The sequence below is a fragment of the Acidobacteriota bacterium genome (genome assembly GCA_020349885.1).
In the GTDB taxonomy this organism is placed as follows: domain Bacteria; phylum Acidobacteriota.
In genome coordinates this window covers 1947353-1964000 of sequence record CP070701.1, presented here as the reverse complement: position 1 = coordinate 1964000, position 16648 = coordinate 1947353, and the positions used below count along the sequence as shown (strand labels likewise).

Sequence of the window (16648 nt, the reverse complement as noted above, 5' to 3'; positions counted from 1 at the left end):
AGGAGCGCGGGCGTGCCAAGCGGGGCCGGAGGGCCGCGTTGACGCGCGGAGCGTGTGTGCGCTATTCTGGAAAATGGCGAAGGCGCGCCGGACTTCCAAGGCCAAGAAACCCTCCAAGTGGGAGGCCATGCGCGAGGAGCTCGAAGCGCTCGCGCAGCGCCTCGACGTCAAGGTCCGCTACGACGCCCGCGTGCCGGGCGAGGGGGGCTTCTGCCGCATCCGCAGCGTGCCGTTCGTGTTCGTCAACTCCACGCTGCCCGCGAGCGAGCAGGTGCACGTGCTCGCGCAGTCGCTCCGCGCGGCGCGGGGAGAGGAGGGAGTCGAAGCCGCCTACGTCCGCCCCGACCTGCGCGACCTCTTCGAGTCGCTCGTAGAGCGCTCCTAAGTGCCGCTCCAACGCAACGAGCCGGAAGCTTTTCTTTATACCCTCTTTAGAAGAGGGAAAACTTGGCTGCCGAATAGCGTACAATGCACAACGCCGACGTGATCCGCGTCCTGGCCGAGATGGCCGACCTGCTGGACATCGAGGGCGGCAACCCGTTTCGCATCCGCGCCTTCCGCAACGCCATCGAGCTTCTGGAAAATTTTCCCGTCGACCTGGGGCAATACCTCAAGGAGGGCCATGTGCTCGAGGAACTGCAGGGAATCGGCAAGGGGCTCGCGCGCGACATCCGGGAAATTCTCGAAACCGGCGACTGCGGCGCGCACCGCGAGCTCTTGAAAAAATATCCCGCGAGCCTGCTTTCGCTCCTGCTCGTGCCCGGCCTCGGCCCTAAGAAGGTGCGCAAGTTGTTCGACGAGCTCGGCGTCGAGTCGCTCGATCCTCTGGAGGAGGCGTGCCGCTCGCACAAGGTGCGCGCCCTCGCGGGCTTCGGCGCCGTGACCGAGGAGAAAATTCTAAAAGGCCTCCTCCACGCGAAGACCACGGCCGGGCGATTTCTTCTGAGCGAGGCCGATGACGTCGCCCGGGCCCTGGTCTCGCACCTGCGAAAGGTGAAGGGCGCGGAGCGCATCGAGACGGCGGGTAGCCTGCGCCGCCGGAAAGAGACCGTCGGCGACATTGACGTGCTCGCTGCCGGCGGGGCCGCGCTTGCGCCCCGGGTGATGGACGCGCTCGTGCGCTATCCCCGCGTCGAGGAGGTGCTCGCCCGCGGCGACACGAAATCGAGCGTGCGTCTCCGGGGAGGCATGCAGGTGGACTTGCGTTTTCTCAAACCCTCGGAGTTCGGCGCCGCGTGGCAGTACTTCACCGGCTCGAAGGAGCACAACGTCGCGCTGCGCCAGCGCGCGAAGCAGCGCGGCCTCAAGCTCAGCGAGTACGGCATCTTCCGGGACCGCGACGAGAAACGCGTCGCGGGTGCGACGGAGGAGGAGGTATACGAAGCGCTCGACCTCGTGTGGATTCCGCCCGAGTTCCGGGAGAACCGGGGCGAGATACTGGAGGCGGAGAAGGGAAAGATTCCCGCCCTGGTGGAGCTCGCGGATTTGCGCGGCGACCTCCACACCCACACGGTCGAGACCGACGGCTCGGCCACCATTGAGGAGATGGCCGAAGCGGCGCAAAAGCGCGGCCTCGAGTACCTCGCCATCACCGACCACTCGAAGGCCGTCACCGTCGCGCGCGGCATGGACGAGCGAAGGCTACTGCGGCAAATCGAGGCCGTCCGGCGCGCTCAGGAGAAGTTCGAAAAAATTCGGCTTCTCGCCGGCGTCGAGGTGGACATTCTCAAGGACGGCTCGCTCGATCTCAGGGACGATGCGCTCGCCCGCTGCGACTTCGTCGTGGCGTCCGTCCATTTCGCCCTCTCGATGGGGGAATCGGAGATGACGAAGCGCATCGTCAAGGCTATGCGGAGCCCGCACGTGGACGCCTTGGGCCACCCGACGGGACGCCTCATCAAGGGGCGCGGGGGCTACGCCGTCAACCTGCGCGCCCTCATCGAAGCGGCGGTGGAGACGGAAACGTTCCTCGAGCTGAACGCTTATCCGATGCGGCTCGACCTCGGCGACGCCGCCCTGCGCGAGGCCAAGGCGGCCGGCGCCGGGGTGGTCCTTTCGACCGACTCGCACGACACGAGCGATCTGGAAAACGCCCGCTATGGCGTCGACACCGCCCGCCGCGGCTGGCTCACGAAGCACGACATCGTGAACACGCTCGCGTGGCGGGATTTTTGCAAAGCGCTCGGGGCGAGGAAGAAAAAAAGCACGCCCGGCGGCATGTGATGGCCTCTCGCCCTCGCGGAGCCGCCCCTCGCTTTCGCTTTAAATAAAAAGGGGTGCTCGCAGGCAGCACCCCTTTGCAAGAAATTATTACCGGTTCAGGAAATCGCCGCGACTCCAGCCAGCGCGACCGTGTGGTCGTTTTCGACCGTGCTGCCCGACACCCCGATGGCGCCGATGATCTCTCCGGCCGAGTTCTTGATGGGAATCCCGCCGGGGAAAGTGATCAAGCCGCCGTTCGAGTGCTCGATGTTGTAGAGCGCCCCGCCGGGCTGCGAGAGTTCTCCGATTGCTCCCGTGTTCATGTCAAAAAAGCGGGCGGTTTTGGCCTTTTTGATGGCGATGTCGATGGAGCCGAGCCATGCGCCGTCCATCCGGCCGAACGCCTTCAGGTTAGCGCCGGCGTCGACAATCGCGATGTCCATCTTAGTCTCAATCTCCTCGGCCTTCTTGGCGGCCGCTTTGAGCGCGACATGGGCCTGTTCCCAAGTGATGTCGCTTTTCGGCTTGGGGGCGTCCTGAGCGCTTGCGACGGTGAATACGAGCGCGCCCAGACAGAGCACGACCGCTGAGGCGAAAGCGTACCTTGCGAGATGTTTCTTCATGGGATTTTCTCCTGAGTCGAAGCGTTGTTTTTCGACTCGCGTTTGTCCGTGAACGTTGTTGGGTCTATTTAAAAGCGTAGGGCGAGATTACCACGCAGGCTTCAGCTTGTCAAGCATGCGGAACACGGCGGACGCTTCGGACCGCCCTCTACCGCTCCAGCCAGAGGTCTTCGGGGCGCAGGAGCGGCGGCGTGAGATTTAGGCGCACGCCGCCCACGTAGGGCTGCGTGACGACGTAGGCGCGCTCGTGCAGGAGGAAGACGACGGGCGCGTCCCCGACCACGAGGTCCTCGGCCTTGCGGTAGAGCCGCTCGCGCACGTTCACGTCCGACTCGCGGCGCGCCTCGTCGATTAATATGTCCACGCGGGGACTGCCGTAGCGGATACCCGCGACGTCCTGGTTCTTCGAGTGAAAAAGGTTCGAGAAGAAGTTGTCGGGGTCCGGGTAATCCGCATACCAGCCCGCGTAGGACATGGGCGGCTGGTCTTCGCCGCGCTGCATCTCGCGGAGCTCGGCCTCGCTCACGTCGCGGACTTCGACCTCGACGCCCACCCGCGCAAAGGAGGCGAGAACGAATTGGACCTCCCTGGAAAGGCCGAGGTCCGAGCGCGATTTGTAGTACACGGTTTTGAAGCCGTTCGGATAGCCCGCCTCGCTCAGCAAGGCCTTGGCCTTTTCAGGGTTGTAGGGATAGCCTTCAAGCTCGGGATTGTGCCCCAGGATCCCGGGCGGAAGAATGCCCTCGGCCGCTTCGTGGGCGCCGTGGTGAACGCTTTGGTTGAGCTCCCCGCAGTTCACCGCATGGTTGAGGGCCTGCCGGACGCGCTTGTCGTCGAAGGGGGGCGCGTCGTTGCGCAGGGCTATGTAGGAAGTGTGGAGCTGAACGCTCGAGTGGATGTTCGCCTCCCATGCGGGGTCCTGGCGGAGCTCGTGGAGAAACTCGGGCTGGAGGTGCGCCGTGAAATCCACCTCGCCGCGCCGAAGCAGGGGCAGTGCGTCGCGCACGTCGAGGCGAATGACCAACTCGTCCGCGTAAGGACATCCCTGAAGGAAGTAGTCGGGGTTCCGCTTTAAGACGATGCGCTCGCCGGGCGTGATTTCGGCAAGCTGGTAGGGGCCCGTTCCGACAGGCTGCTTGTTGAACTCCGGGCCCTTTCGGGAGCAGAGCTCGCGAGGGAGCACCGACGTGGCGGGGAGCGTCAAATAGGAAAGAAAGAAGCCCACGGGCTCCTGAAGCTCGATATCGAGGGCGTAGTCGCTGAGGATCTTGATCCCCTCGACCTCTTTTGCTTCCCCTGCGTGAAAGGCCGGAGCCCCCTGGATGGGCATGAGGGCCCATACCGCAGGGTAGTTTCCTCCGGGCCGCAACATTCGCTCGAACGAGGCCTTGACGTCATGGGCCGTGAGGGGCTGGCCGTTGTGGAACTTGACGCCTTCCCGCAGGTAGAAGGTGTACTTGATGCCGTCGTGCGAGACGCTCCATCGCCGCGCGAGCGCCGGGTGCAGGTCCGTTCCCTCGCCGAAGCGCACAAGGCCGTCGTAAAGGCTATAGACCATCTCCGTCTGCTTGATCGTCTCGGCGAAGCCCGGGTCGAGGTTAAGCTCGCCGGAGTCCGCCATGGTATAGCGAAGCGTGCCTCCGCGCTTCGGCTCGGGAAGCCGGAACTTCGCCGCCGCATCCTGGAAGAGAAGCGTTTCCTGGCGGAAGGCCGTCAGCGTCGTGTAGAGACTGCGCGCGCCCGCGGTGTTTTGCTGGGTGGCCTCCTTGATGACGTCGACGGCGCGGAGGACGGTCTCGCTCGCCTGCGAAAGGCTCGTGATGGCATCCTCGATGCCGTTGACGATGGCGTTGACGCGCTCCATGCCTTCGGAGATGGCGTGGCTTCCGGCCTTCTGCTCCTCCATGGCCCGCGAGATGTGGGCGGTGACTTGGGACATGTGGCTGGTGCGCTTCTTGATCCGCTGGCCCGTCTCGCTTTGCTCCTCGGTCGAGGAGCTGATTTTTTCGATCATCGATGTCATTTCGTCGATGGACTGGGTGATGCGCCGGCTGCCGAGCGTCTGCTCGCTGGTCGCCTTGGCGATTTGCGCTACGTTCTCGACGGCGCGCCGGGTGCGCTCCATGATGACGCGCAGCGACTCCTCGGCCTTCACCCCGAGGGTCACCCCTTCGGCCACGCGTCCCGAGGTGGTCTCCATGAGCTGCACCGCCTTGGTGACCTCGCGCTGGGTGGACTTCACCATGGAGGTGATTTCCGAAACCGAGGTGGCCGTGCGCTCCGCCAGCTCGCGAATCTCCTCGGCCACAACCGCGAAGCCGCGCCCCTCCTCCCCCGCCTGCGCGGCAAGGATGGACGCGTTGAGCGCGAGCAGGTTCGTCTGGTCTGCGATCTCTTTGATGACCTTGACGATTTTTCCAATCTCGACCGACTGCTTGCCCAGGCCGTGAACCACGGCCATCGCCTTGCCGACCGACTCTTGGATGTTCTTCAGGCCCTCGGACGTCTGTTGAACCGTGCCGCGGCCTTCGAGGGCGCTCCGCTGGGCGGCCTCGGAAAGCTCGGCGGTCACCTTGGCGCTCTCGCCCACCTCCTCGATGGCCGTGTCCATCTCGGCCATGGAGGCTGCGTTGTCCGAGGCGCGGCTGAAGATCTCGCGCGCCGCTTCGGCCACCTGCGCCACGCTTTGCGCCATCTCGTCGACGGCCACCGTGGTTTCCTCCACGTAGGCCGCGCCGCTTCGGGCCGACTCCGTCACCTCCTCGATGTTCGCCGCCATCTCCAGCACGGCGCTCGACGTGTTGCCCACCACGTCCATGAGGTTGTGGACGTTTTTCCGAATCTCGGCGACCGAGGCGTTCGTGTCCGCCAGGCTCTGGCGGACATCCTCGACCGAGTCTCCCTGCTCGCGGGCGCTGAAGGAAAGGCTGTCGGTCATGTCGAGCAGACCCCGCGACACCGACTCGAGCTCCTGGGAGAGGCGGCTGAATTTCCCCACGGCGCGCCGCAGCTCGAGCACCATCTTGCGCACGGCGAAATAAAGCGCCCCTGAGAGGTGCGCGCGCTGGGAGCCGCGGAAAACGTCGTCAGTGAGGTCGCCCCCGGTGATTCGCTCAAGCGCTTCCCCGACGCCGGAGCGCGGCGCCTTCGCGCTCAGGATGCTGCTCGCGGTCAGCGCGTGCAGGCCGGCGCCCGCGGCCCACGAGACCGCGAACACGACGATTCGCGCCCAGGCGCTTCCCTCGAGAAAAAGTGAAGCGCACGTGACGATCAGGGCCAGCAGAAACCCTGCGGCCGCCGAGCGGGCGTGTCGTCTGGCCACGCGCGTCACGCTTTCGAGAAGTCGTATATCCATAAGGAAACCACGGAGGAGGTTATTATGCCATGTCTTTCGAGCCATGCGAAACGCCCGCCCGAACGGCGGGGACGACGAGGCGGCTCCGGTCTCGCCCCGCTCCTCCCGTGCAGAAAGTGCGGAAAGTACGGAAAGTGCGAAACGGCAGACGCGCTTTCCGCACCTGCTGCACCTTCCGCACCTGCCGAACCCTTCAGGAACGGTTCATCGGTTTTATCAGAAGTCTCGTAATTGTATGCCGCGTAAAAAGATTGGAGGCCCCGCTTTCCCGGGCGCTGCGGATTTACTCCCGGTCCTTGTCGCGGTGCTCGATGTGGGGCGCGTAGCCCAGGTTCGAGAGCGCCTCGGCCAGGGCGTTCGCCACGGCCACCGAGCGGTGGCGCCCTCCCGTGCAGCCCACGGCGATGCCCAGGTAGGAGTGCCCCTCGCTTTGGTATTTCGGAATGAGGTAGGCGGCAAGGTCCATCGCTTTTTTCAAAAACTCGCCGCACTCGGGCGAGGTTTCGACGAAACGGCGCACGAGGGGATGCGAGCCGTCGAAGGGGCGCAGTTTTTCGTCGTAGTGCGGGTTCGGCAGGAAGCGCACGTCGAAGACGAGGTTCGCGTCGCTCGGGATCCCGTACTTGTACCCGAAGCTCGTGAGCGAGAGGCGCAGCGTCTCCTGCGTCGTGTCGCCGCCGAACTTGCCTCGCAGAAACTCCTTGAGCTTGGGCGCCTGAAGCGTCGTCGTGTCCACGACCACGTCCGCGAGCTCGCGTATGGGAAGCAGGAGGCGGCGTTCCTCCTCGATGGCCGCCTCGAGCTCGAGGGACGCGTTGGCCTGGGCGCTCAGGGGATGCCGGCGGCGCGTTTCGCTGAAACGCTTTAGAAGCGCCGGCGTGTTCGTCTCGAAAAAAATGAGCGTGCTTCTCATGTCCCCGTCGCTCAGCATCTCTTTGTAGACGGCCGGGAAATCTTTCAGGAAGCCGCGCTCCCGGACGTCCACGACGAGCACGGTCTTGGGGATGTCGGTGCGCGAGGCCATCACGAGCGTCTTGAACCTGGAGAAGAGGCCCACGGGGAGGTTGTCCACGCAGAAGTAGCCCATGTCCTCGAAGCACCGGCTCGCGAGCGTTTTGCCCGAGCCCGACATGCCGGTGATGACTATCCATTCCGCGGTCTCGGACGCCGTCGCGCTCATCGCTTTTCCCTTTTGAGCCCCGGCGCATTTTCCGCCGCGTCGGCCGCCTTGCCCTTGATGGCGTGGAGCACCTTGCGCTCCACCTCGCGCGCGGGGTGACGCCCCTGGCGAATGAGGATGTGGTTGCGCGCCGCCACCTCGATGAGAGCCGCGAGGTTGCGCCCCGGCATCACGGGAACACGGATGAGCGGCACCGAAAGGCCCATCAGCTCGGTGTGCTCATGCTCGACGCCCAGGCGCTCGTAATCCGTCTCGTCCTTCCAGCTTTCGAGATTAACGATCAGATCCACCTCCTTGCGGCGCTTCACGGCCGTGAAGCCGAACAGGTCGCGCACGTTCACAATGCCCAGCCCCCGAAGCTCGATGTTCTGGCGCACGAGGTCCTTGCCCTCGGCTATGAGGACGCCGCTCTCGCGCCGCTTGATGTTCACCGCGTCGTCGCCCACGAGGCGGTGGCCGCGGGACACGAGATTCAGGGCGCACTCGCTTTTGCCGATGCCGCTTTCGCCCAGGATGAGGATGCCGACGCCGAACACCTCGATCATCACGCCGTGGAGCGTGATGCAGGGAGCGAGCTTTTCCTCCAGGTAGGTCGTGAGACGGAAGACGAGGACCGAGCTCGAATGGGGCGTCGCGAAAAGCGGCAGGGCGTGCTCGCGGGCGTGATAGCGCACTTCTTCCGTCGGGTCCACGTCCTTGGTGACCACTATGGCGGGCACATCGGGCACAAAGACCGGCTCGAGCACCTCGCGCCGCTTCTCGGGCGTGATGTCGCGAAGATACTGCATTTCGCTTCCGCCGAAGACCTGGATGCGGTTGGCGCGAAGGTACGAACGGTAGCCCGCGAGCACGAGGCCGGGCTTCTGAATCTTATGCGTGCGCACCTCGCGTTCGAGGCCCGCCTCGCCTTCCAAGAGCCGCAGGGCGATGTGTCCCGCTTCTTCGGAAAGAAGATTCTGCACGCGAAGCGCGGGGTATACGGGCTCAGGCAAGTGGCGCAGCATCGGTTCTTGCGTTTGAAAGTTTCCCTTTGGCCGTCTTCGGGGCTGCCCCTTCTTCGTCCGCCGGCCGCGTCCGGGGGGCCGCGGGACGGCGCTTCACGCGTATGTCGCGGCGCCGGCGGCCGATCTTGCGGTCCACGTACTTGCGGACGGCGCGATCGAGGTTGTCCGCCGCCGCGGCGAGCGCAAGGCGCACGTCGCCGGTCTCCTCCTTCACCTTGAACGTCTTGCCCTTACCGCGCAGGACAATCTCGGCGTATCGGCGGTCCTTCTCCCGGCCGAGCACCACGTGCGCCTCCTTCGCCGAAGGCAGGCGCCGCGCGACGCGCTCAAGACGCTCCCGCGCCATGGTGCGGACGGAGGAAGGAACGCGAATCCCCCGGCTCGTGAAATCAATGCGCATGGCCAAGCAGCCTCCTGTTTATCGAGGATTGCCCGGATGTTCCAACCTTTCATTATAGCGGAAAATGCGCGCCGGCGCATGCGAGAAAGTTTCACTTGACATGAGCCGCCCGAACGCTCTATCATTAGGTTGCCCGCGGCCTTCGGGCAGCGGGCGGGGGCAAACATGGCACTGGCAGAGCTTTTCTCGGAGCGGCGAGGAAACGAGCTGGTCGGCATTCTGATTTTTGCCGCGACCACGCTTGTTCTCGTGAGTCTCGTCACCTACCACCCGGCCGACCCCGCATGGTTTTTCAGCGAGGGCGGCGAGCGCTTTGCGGCGCAAAACGCCATCGGCCGCTTCGGGGCGTTCCTTTCCATCGTTTTGTACGAAAGCTTCGGCCTCGCGGCTTTCGCGCTGCCGGTGCTCTCGGGGATTCTGGGCTGGTTTTTCTTCTGGGGGAAGAACGTGAACCCCCTCTGGTTGCGGGCGCTGAACTTCGCGGTTCTTATGGGCGTGCTCGCGGGCCTGAGCGATCTGGTGCTCGAAAAAGTCGTTCTTTTCGGAAGGCCCATCGCCGCGGGCGGGCTCGTCGGCGCGGGAATCGCGAGCCTGCTGGTTCCGTATTTGAACGTGTTCGGCGCGATGGTGGTCCTGGTGGCGGTGGCGCTTGCGGCGTTCTCCATGGCCACCAGCCTTTCCTACCAGCACGCGGCGTCCTGGGCGGCGGCCCTTGCAAAATCGCTCGCACAGAAGGCGCGCGTGTTGTTCTTTTACCGGCAGGAGGTTCGCCGCAAAACGAAAAAACGCACCGAAGTGCTGAAGCGCCATGCGCAGCGCGCCGCCGAGACCAAACACGAAAAGCGTGACCCCGCCGAGGCCCTGCGCGGAGAGGCCGAGGGGACGCTTTTCGAGAGCACGCCCGAGGCGGGGCTGCGCAAGGGGACGTACCTGTTTCCCCCGGTGCGGCTCCTGGACCTTCCCGAGCACGGGGAGACGCTCCGCCACGAGGATCTCGTTGAGCGCGGCCGTGCGCTCACGGCCAAGTTCCTGGAGTTCGGCATAGAAGGCGAAGTCACGGAGATTCACCCGGGGCCCGTGGTGACGATGTTCGAGTTCCGGCCGGCCGGCGGCATCAAGTACAGCCGCCTCATCTCGCTTGCGGACGACCTCTGCCTCGCCCTCCGGGCCGAGTCCATTCTCGTCGACCGCATTCCCGGAAAACCCACCGTCGGCATCGAGGTCCCGAACGAGCACCGCGAGACCATCTTCCTGAGGGAGCTTCTGGAGGACGCGACGTTTCAGAAATCTTCGGCGAGCATGCCGCTCGCGCTCGGGAAGCAGATTCAGGGCGAGGTCTGCGTGTCGGACCTGGCCGAGATGCCGCACCTTCTCGTGGCCGGAACGACGGGCGCCGGAAAGAGCGTCGCCATCCACGCGATGCTTCTCAGCCTTCTCGCCTGCCGGACGCCCGACGAGCTGAAGCTGATTCTCATCGACCCGAAGCGCGTCGAGCTCGGCCTCTACGACGGCGTGCCGCACCTCTACGCCCCCGTCGTCGCGGACGCCAAGCAGGCCGCGCAGGTTCTGAAGTGGCTCGTCAAGGAGATGGAGAACCGCTACAGGATGCTCGCTTCCTACGGCGTCAAGACGCGGAATATCGAGCAGTTCAACCGCTACCTCACAAACTACGGCGGCCACCTCCGCGACGAGGGCGGCGAGCCCCTGAAGCCGCTTCCCTACATCGTCGTCGTCATCGACGAGTTCGCCGACCTCATGATGGTCGCGCCGCGCGAGGTGGAGGACGCCGTGGGACGCATCGCGCAGATGGCGCGCGCCGTGGGTATTCACCTCGTCATCGCCACGCAGCGTCCCTCGGTGGACATCATCACGGGCGTCATCAAGGCGAACTTCCCGTCGCGCCTCTCGTTCCGCGTCTCGTCGAAGGTGGACTCGCGCACCATCCTGGACGGAAACGGCGCCGAGCGCCTTCTCGGAAAAGGCGACATGCTGTTCCTTCCGCCCGGCACGTCGCGCCTGCGGCGCCTCCACGGGGGGCTCGTGACCGAGAAGGAGATCCAGCGCGTCACGCACCATCTCAAGCTCCAGGGCGTGCCGGAGTACAACGAGGTGCTCGCGCACCCCTCGCAGCTCACGGACGAGGGCGAGGGCGCCGCCTTCACGGAGATGGAGGACGAGCTCTACGACGACGCAGTGAAGCTGGTCGTGTCCACGCGCACGGCCTCGGTCTCGAACCTGCAGCGCCGCTTCGGAATCGGCTACAACCGCGCCGCGCGCCTCATCGACATGATGGAAGCCGACGGCGTCGTGGGGCCTGCGCGCGGCGCAAAGCCGCGCAAATTGCTGGTCAGCTCCGTCGATAACCTTCCCCAAAGGGCCGCCCCTTAACGCGCGCGGCGGGGAAAGTTCTCAAACCGCATTCCTGCCGTAACCACGCTCTAGACGCCGCGGTTGACTTGCCGAGACGGCGAATTCTATAATGGTGTGTAAAAAGGAGACCGGGAATGAAAGGAGCGGCAACGTGGATTTGCTTCACGCTGGCGGCCGCCTCGGCCGTATGGGGAGGTGAAGCGCCTACATCCCCAGGGAAAGGCCCACCGCGCGTTGGAGGGGAAGTCGAGATAGCCAACGTTCCCTTCGACATAAACGAAGTCATACGCAAGGTAAGGAAGAACCGCGGCCTTCCCGAAGAACCTCCAAAGCAGGGCTTCCATGCCGAAGCACGCGGCGAGCGTCCGTTTGCGCAGAAGGGAAATGTCTTCTCGCATGAGACGCCGCGATTCCAGGCGGAGATTGGCGAGAGCGGGTTAAGATATTTCGCGCAGGGAAGCAGGGGGCGACCTGATTTCGAAATTCTCTCGGTGAGCTTCGAGTGGGGAGGCAACACGCAGACGGTGTTTGGAAAAGGCCGCCTGGAGGAACACGCGCCCGGCCTGCTTCAAGGAGAAGCGCGCGGCAGCGTTACGCCTTATGCGAGAAACCGCGGGGAGGAAGGGATAGAACTCTACTGGACGATCGGCGGGCCGCTAAGCCCTGAGGCTTCGGCGCTGCGCGTGCGACTTGCGATCCGAGCCGCTGGCGAGCCGCAGGAGCATGATGAAGGGCTTGTTTTTCCAACCTGGAATGGAAGCGGCCAGGTGGCGTTCTCCAACGTAACCGTGGCGGACAGCGCGGGGCGGCGGGAGCGGGTTCGGCCTTCGCTTGCAACCAGACACAAAGTCCTGTTCAAGGTACCACGCGAGTTTCTTGAAAACGCACAATATCCCATCCTGATCGACCCGACGGTGGGGCCGGAGATTTTGGTGGATCCGAGTCCGGTGATTGGGCCAGCGTCAGGCAACCAGGAGGTTCCCTCCGTGGCTTCAAACGGGACGGACTATTTCGTCGCGTGGGAAGATCGGCGAAACGGCACGGACGACGACATCTACGGGGCGCGCGTGACCTCGGATGGGACGGTGCTCGACCCCATGGGTATCCGCATCACCACGACGACAAACGGCCAGTGGGATCCCTCCGTGGCTTCGAACGGGACGGACTATTTCGTGGCGTGGTGGGTGAGTGGGAACATCTACGGGGCACGCGTGGCCTCGGATGGGACGGTGCTCGACCCCTTTCCCTTTGACATCGCCGTCTCCACGGCGGCGGGCACCCAGCGGAATCCCTCGACGGCCTCGAACGGGACGGACTATTTCGTGGTGTGGGAGGACGAGCGAAACGGCGCGGACTTCGACATCTACGGGGCGCGGGTGCGGGCGTCTGATGGCTTGCTCCTTGATGGCCCGTCTGACACGGGAGGCATTGCTGTCTCCACGGCGGCAATCTGGCAGGAGTATCCCTCGGTAGCTTCAAACGGGACGGACTATTTCGTCGCGTGGCAAGACTACCGGAACTGGGCCACGACAGACTACGACATCTACGGGGCGCGTGTGCGGGCGTCCGATGGCTTGCTCCTTGACGGCCCGCCTGACACGGGAGGCATCGCCGTCTCCACGGCGGCGGACGACCAGGAGGATCCTTCCGTGGCCTCGAACGGGACGGACTATTTCGTCGCGTGGCAGGATAGCAGGAATTACGGAGCATCGAAATACGACATCTACGGAACGCGAGTGACCTCGGATGGGACGGTGCTCGACTCCACGGGCATCGCCGTCTCCACGGCGACAAACCACGAGAGCACACCTTCCGTGGCTTCGAACGGGACGAACTATTTCGTAGCGTGGGAGGATAGCCGAAGCGGGAGCTGGGACATCTACGGCGCGCGCGTGGCCTCGAATGGGACGGTGCTCGATCCTGCGGGCATCGCCGTCTCCACGGCGGCAAGCAACCAATACAACCCCTCGGTAGCCTCAAACGGAACGGACTATTTCATCGCGTGGAATCAATATCTCGTGGGCTACGACGTCTACGGGGCGCGCGTGGCCTCGAACGGGACGGTACTCGACCCCACGGGTATCACCGTCTCCACGACGGCAAGCGGCCAGATTGCCCCCTCAGCAGCCTCGAACGGGACGGACTATTTCGTGGCGTGGCAAGAGAACCGAAACGGCACGGACTTCGACATCTACGGGGCGCGCGTGGCCTCGGACGGGACGGTGCTCGATTCTTCGGGCATCGCCTTATCCACGGCGGCGGACGACCAGGAGCGTCCCTCAGTGGCTTCGAACGGAACGGACTATTTCGTCGCGTGGGCGGACTACCGAAGCGGTACGAACTTGGACATCTACGGGGCCCGAGTAACGTCGGCGGGGGCGGTGCTCGACCCTGCGGGCATCGCCGTCTCCACGGCGGCGGATATGCAATATTGGCCTTCCGTGGCTTCAAACGGGACGGACTATTTCGTCGCGTGGTATGATAAACGAAACGGCACGGACACGGACATCTATGGGGCGCGGGTGCGGGCGTTCGATGGTTATCTCCATGATGGTCCGCCTGACACGGGAGGCATCGCCGTCTCCACGGCGGCGGACGACCAGTCCGTGCCCTCGGCAGCTTCGAACGGGACGGACTATTTCGTCGCGTGGGATGACTGGCGGAACGACGGTGGATGCTTCTGCGATTGGGATATCTACGGGGCGCGTGTCACCTCGGCGGGGACGGTGCTCGATCCTGCGGGCATTGCCGTCTCGACGGTGGCGGACGGCTACATGCCTCCCTCGGTAGCCTCAAACGGGACGGACTATTTCGTCGCGTGGGTGGACGAGCGAAACTGGGCCACGACAGGCTGGGACATCTACGGGGCGCGCGTCACCTCGGTGGGGACGGTGCTCGACCCCGCGGGCATCGCCGTCTCCACGGCGTCTGGCAGCCAGACGTACTACTCGGCAGCCTCAAACGGGACGGACTATTTCGTCGCGTGGGATGATAACGGTAACAACATCTACGGGACGCGCGTGGCCTCGGACGGGACGGTGCTCGATGCTGCGGGTCTGCTCATTCAACAGAGCCTTTCTAAAGATCAACCCCTGGCTGTAGCCTACTCGTCCTGCGGAAAATATCTCGTGGCCTACATCCGTTTCCACGACGACCCGGACTTTCAATCCCAGCGCGTCATGGCGCGCCTCTTCTACGACGGGCTCAAGGCGTGCGTGGCGGAGGTGAGCGCGCCCGCGGGAATCGTGCCGCTCCTTGTCGAGGACGCCGGGGGCGGCCAGGTGGAAATCTGGTGGGAAAACCATGGCGAGCTTCTCCAATACAACATCTACGAGGGCGACCTAGACGCTCCCTTCTACAACCATCTGTCGCTCGTGTGCTGGACGGCGGGGACGGACGAAGGAGAAGGCTATCTGAGCGGGATAATTACGCCGGGCTTTGCGAACGCCTACTATCTCGTCACCGAATGCGACACGGCGACGGAGGGCACCTCGGGCTACGACAGCGCCGCCGTCGAGCGCAACCCCGCGCTCAACACCTGCGGCCCGCATCCGTAAAAAGCAGCGGCCAGGGGATAGGGTTTAGGGATTAGCAAGAATTCCTTTTGCTAACCCCGACTGAGCCGGGCAAGCCCCTAACGACTGATCCCTAACCCTTTTTCAAAAATCCGGCATATTGACTGACGGACGGGTCCGTTATATAATGTACCGCTGCTACCATGAAAACGAAAACCGCACGCAAGAGAAAACCCGGCCGCCCGAGGGACGAGGCCCTCGCCGAGCGACGCCAGGAGGAAATCCTGGAGACGGCGACGAGCGTCTTCGCCGAGCTCGGGTACCGCGCCACAGACGTGCAGGTCATCGCCGACCGGCTGGGCGTCGGAAAGGGGACCGTCTACCGCTACTTTTCGAGCAAGCGCAAGCTCTTCCTGGCTGCCGTTGACCGGGGGATGCTCATGCTCCGGCAAGAGGCGGACGCTTCCTCGGAAGGCGTGGCCGACCCCCTGGAGAGGGTCGCGAAGGCGATCCAGACGTACCTGTCCTTTTTCGACTCCCACCCCCAGTTCGTCGAGCTGCTGATGCAGGAGCGCGCGGAGTTCAAGGACCGGAAAAAACCCACGTACTTTCAGCATTACGACGCGAACTTGGGTCCGTGGAAGAAGCTCTTTCGCGGCCTCATGGCCGAGGGGCGCGTGCGAAAGGTGCCGGTCGACCGGATCATAGACGTCATAAGCGACCTTCTCTACGGCACGATCTTCACGAACTACTTCGCGGGGCGAAGGAAGTCCTTCAACGTCCAGGCCCGCGACGTCATTGACGTCGTTTTTCACGGGATCCTGGGCGAGGGGGAGCGCCGGCGCCGCGGACCTCGTTCCGCCGTAGCGGCTACGCGAAGGCGAGAGCGCCCGTCCGTCCCCGAAGGGAGCCGCATGAGATGAGAAGCAGGTCCTCCCTGCCGTTTCTTGCGGCGTGTCTGCTCCTGGCGGCCGTCGAAGCCGTGCCTGCCCAGGAAGAACTTCCCAAGGCGACGGTCGCGGCGGCGCCCGCCGTGGAGCGCGAGGTCCGCCGGACGCTCACGTTCACGGGGACCGTGGAGCCTCGGGCGAGAAGCGCGGTCGCGAGCGAGATCGAGGGCCTCGTCAAGGAGGTTTTCATCGAGGAGGGCGACTTCGTCGCCAAGGGCACGGTAATGATCCGGCTCAAGGACGCAACGACCCGCCTCGCCCTCGCCAACGCCGAGGCCGCCTTCACGGAAGCGAAGGCGGTCTACGAAAAAACCCGAAGGGACCTGGACCGCGCCCTCCGGCTCCACGAAAAGGGCTTCCTTTCGGACGAGGAGCGCCAGGACAAGAAGACGGACGTGACGGTCGCGGAGCAGCGCATGCAGCAGTGGCAGATTCAAATTACCGGTTACAAGGGCGATCTCGAGAAAACGCGCATCAAGGCCCCGTTCGGTGGCATGGTGAGCGACCTGAGGATACAGGTGGGAGAGTGGGTCAGGGAGGGGGGCGTGGTGGCCGAGCTCATCGACCTGGACACCGTGCACGTCACGGCGGACGTTGCTGAGCGCTACATCGGCCTGGTCAGGGCGGGGCAGGAGGCCCGGGTGCGCGTCGACGCCTATCCGGAAAAAAGCTTTCAGGGCAGCGTGTTCGCCATCGTGCCCCAGGCGCAGTCCCAGGCGCGGAGCTTTCCGGTAAAAATCGCCGTGCAGAACCCCGAGCACGTTCTTCGGAGCGGCATGTTCGCGCGGGCCGACTTTGCCATAGGCGACGCCTACAGTGCGCTTCTCGTGCCCAAGGACGCCCTCGTGAGCCAGGGGGGGAATTACATGGTCTACATCGTCCAGGACGGGACCGCCCTGCCCGTTCCCGTGAAGCTCGGCGACGCTTTCGAGGAAATGGTTTCCGTGGAAGCGGAAATTCCGGCCGGCGCTCCCGTGATCGTGCGCGGGAACGAGAGATTATTTCCGAGCCAACCCGTCGAGGTACTTCCGCCCGAGCCGTAACGCCGT

General features: G+C 64.4%; 11 protein-coding genes. 6 read left to right on the top strand and 5 right to left on the bottom strand.

All coding sequences use genetic code 11. The annotated features are described in order from the left end of the window. The first annotated feature begins 73 nt into the window (after window positions 1–73). Both JSV08_08390 and polX read left to right on the top strand, forming a co-directional pair. On the top strand, window positions 74–385 hold the full coding sequence (locus tag JSV08_08390; protein UCF80514.1) for a hypothetical protein: 312 nt from the start codon (window positions 74–76) through the stop codon (window positions 383–385). Between the two features lie 83 nt (window positions 386–468). Then, on the top strand, window positions 469–2223 hold the full coding sequence (gene polX, locus JSV08_08385; GenBank protein ID UCF80513.1) for a DNA polymerase/3'-5' exonuclease PolX: 1755 nt from the start codon (window positions 469–471) through the stop codon (window positions 2221–2223). 95 nt (window positions 2224–2318) lie between these two features. On the opposite strand, the gene JSV08_08380 is transcribed toward polX, so the two are convergent. From JSV08_08380 to JSV08_08360, 5 genes are all read right to left on the bottom strand, one after another. After that, complete coding sequence (locus JSV08_08380) at window positions 2319–2825, bottom strand: heme-binding protein (protein UCF80512.1); 507 nt, start codon at window positions 2823–2825, stop codon at window positions 2319–2321. A gap of 148 nt (window positions 2826–2973) precedes the next feature. Then, complete coding sequence (locus JSV08_08375) at window positions 2974–6180, bottom strand: hypothetical protein (GenBank protein ID UCF80511.1); 3207 nt, start codon at window positions 6178–6180, stop codon at window positions 2974–2976. A 283-nt stretch (window positions 6181–6463) separates the two neighbouring features. Further along, window positions 6464–7360: an RNase adapter RapZ gene (gene rapZ, locus JSV08_08370; protein UCF80510.1), complete on the bottom strand. Its 897-nt coding sequence runs from the start codon at window positions 7358–7360 to the stop codon at window positions 6464–6466. Continuing rightward, window positions 7357–8352 carry an HPr(Ser) kinase/phosphatase gene (gene hprK / locus JSV08_08365; GenBank protein ID UCF80509.1) on the bottom strand — a complete coding sequence of 332 codons (996 nt, stop codon included), beginning with the start codon at window positions 8350–8352 and terminating at the stop codon, window positions 7357–7359. Before hprK ends, rapZ begins: the two co-directional genes overlap by 4 nt. Next, entirely contained in the window at window positions 8345–8764 is a 420-nt protein-coding gene (locus JSV08_08360) for an HPF/RaiA family ribosome-associated protein (protein UCF80508.1), read from the bottom strand. The genes hprK and JSV08_08360 overlap by 8 nt, the downstream gene beginning before the upstream one ends. A gap of 165 nt (window positions 8765–8929) precedes the next feature. Here JSV08_08360 and JSV08_08355 point away from each other — a divergent pair, with 165 nt between their 5' ends. The 4 genes from JSV08_08355 (at window position 8930) to JSV08_08340 (ending at window position 16642) form a co-directional block, all read left to right on the top strand. Next, a complete protein-coding gene (locus JSV08_08355; protein UCF80507.1) occupies window positions 8930–11152 on the top strand; it encodes a DNA translocase FtsK 4TM domain-containing protein in 2223 nt (740 codons plus the stop codon). A 116-nt stretch (window positions 11153–11268) separates the two neighbouring features. Continuing rightward, entirely contained in the window at window positions 11269–14691 is a 3423-nt protein-coding gene (locus JSV08_08350) for a hypothetical protein (GenBank protein UCF80506.1), read from the top strand. Between the two features lie 161 nt (window positions 14692–14852). Further along, window positions 14853–15572, top strand: coding sequence for a TetR/AcrR family transcriptional regulator (locus JSV08_08345; GenBank protein UCF80505.1), 720 nt, complete (start codon window positions 14853–14855; stop codon window positions 15570–15572). Beyond that, entirely contained in the window at window positions 15569–16642 is a 1074-nt protein-coding gene (locus JSV08_08340; protein UCF80504.1) for an efflux RND transporter periplasmic adaptor subunit, read from the top strand. Before JSV08_08345 ends, JSV08_08340 begins: the two co-directional genes overlap by 4 nt. Window positions 16643–16648 lie beyond the last annotated feature (6 nt).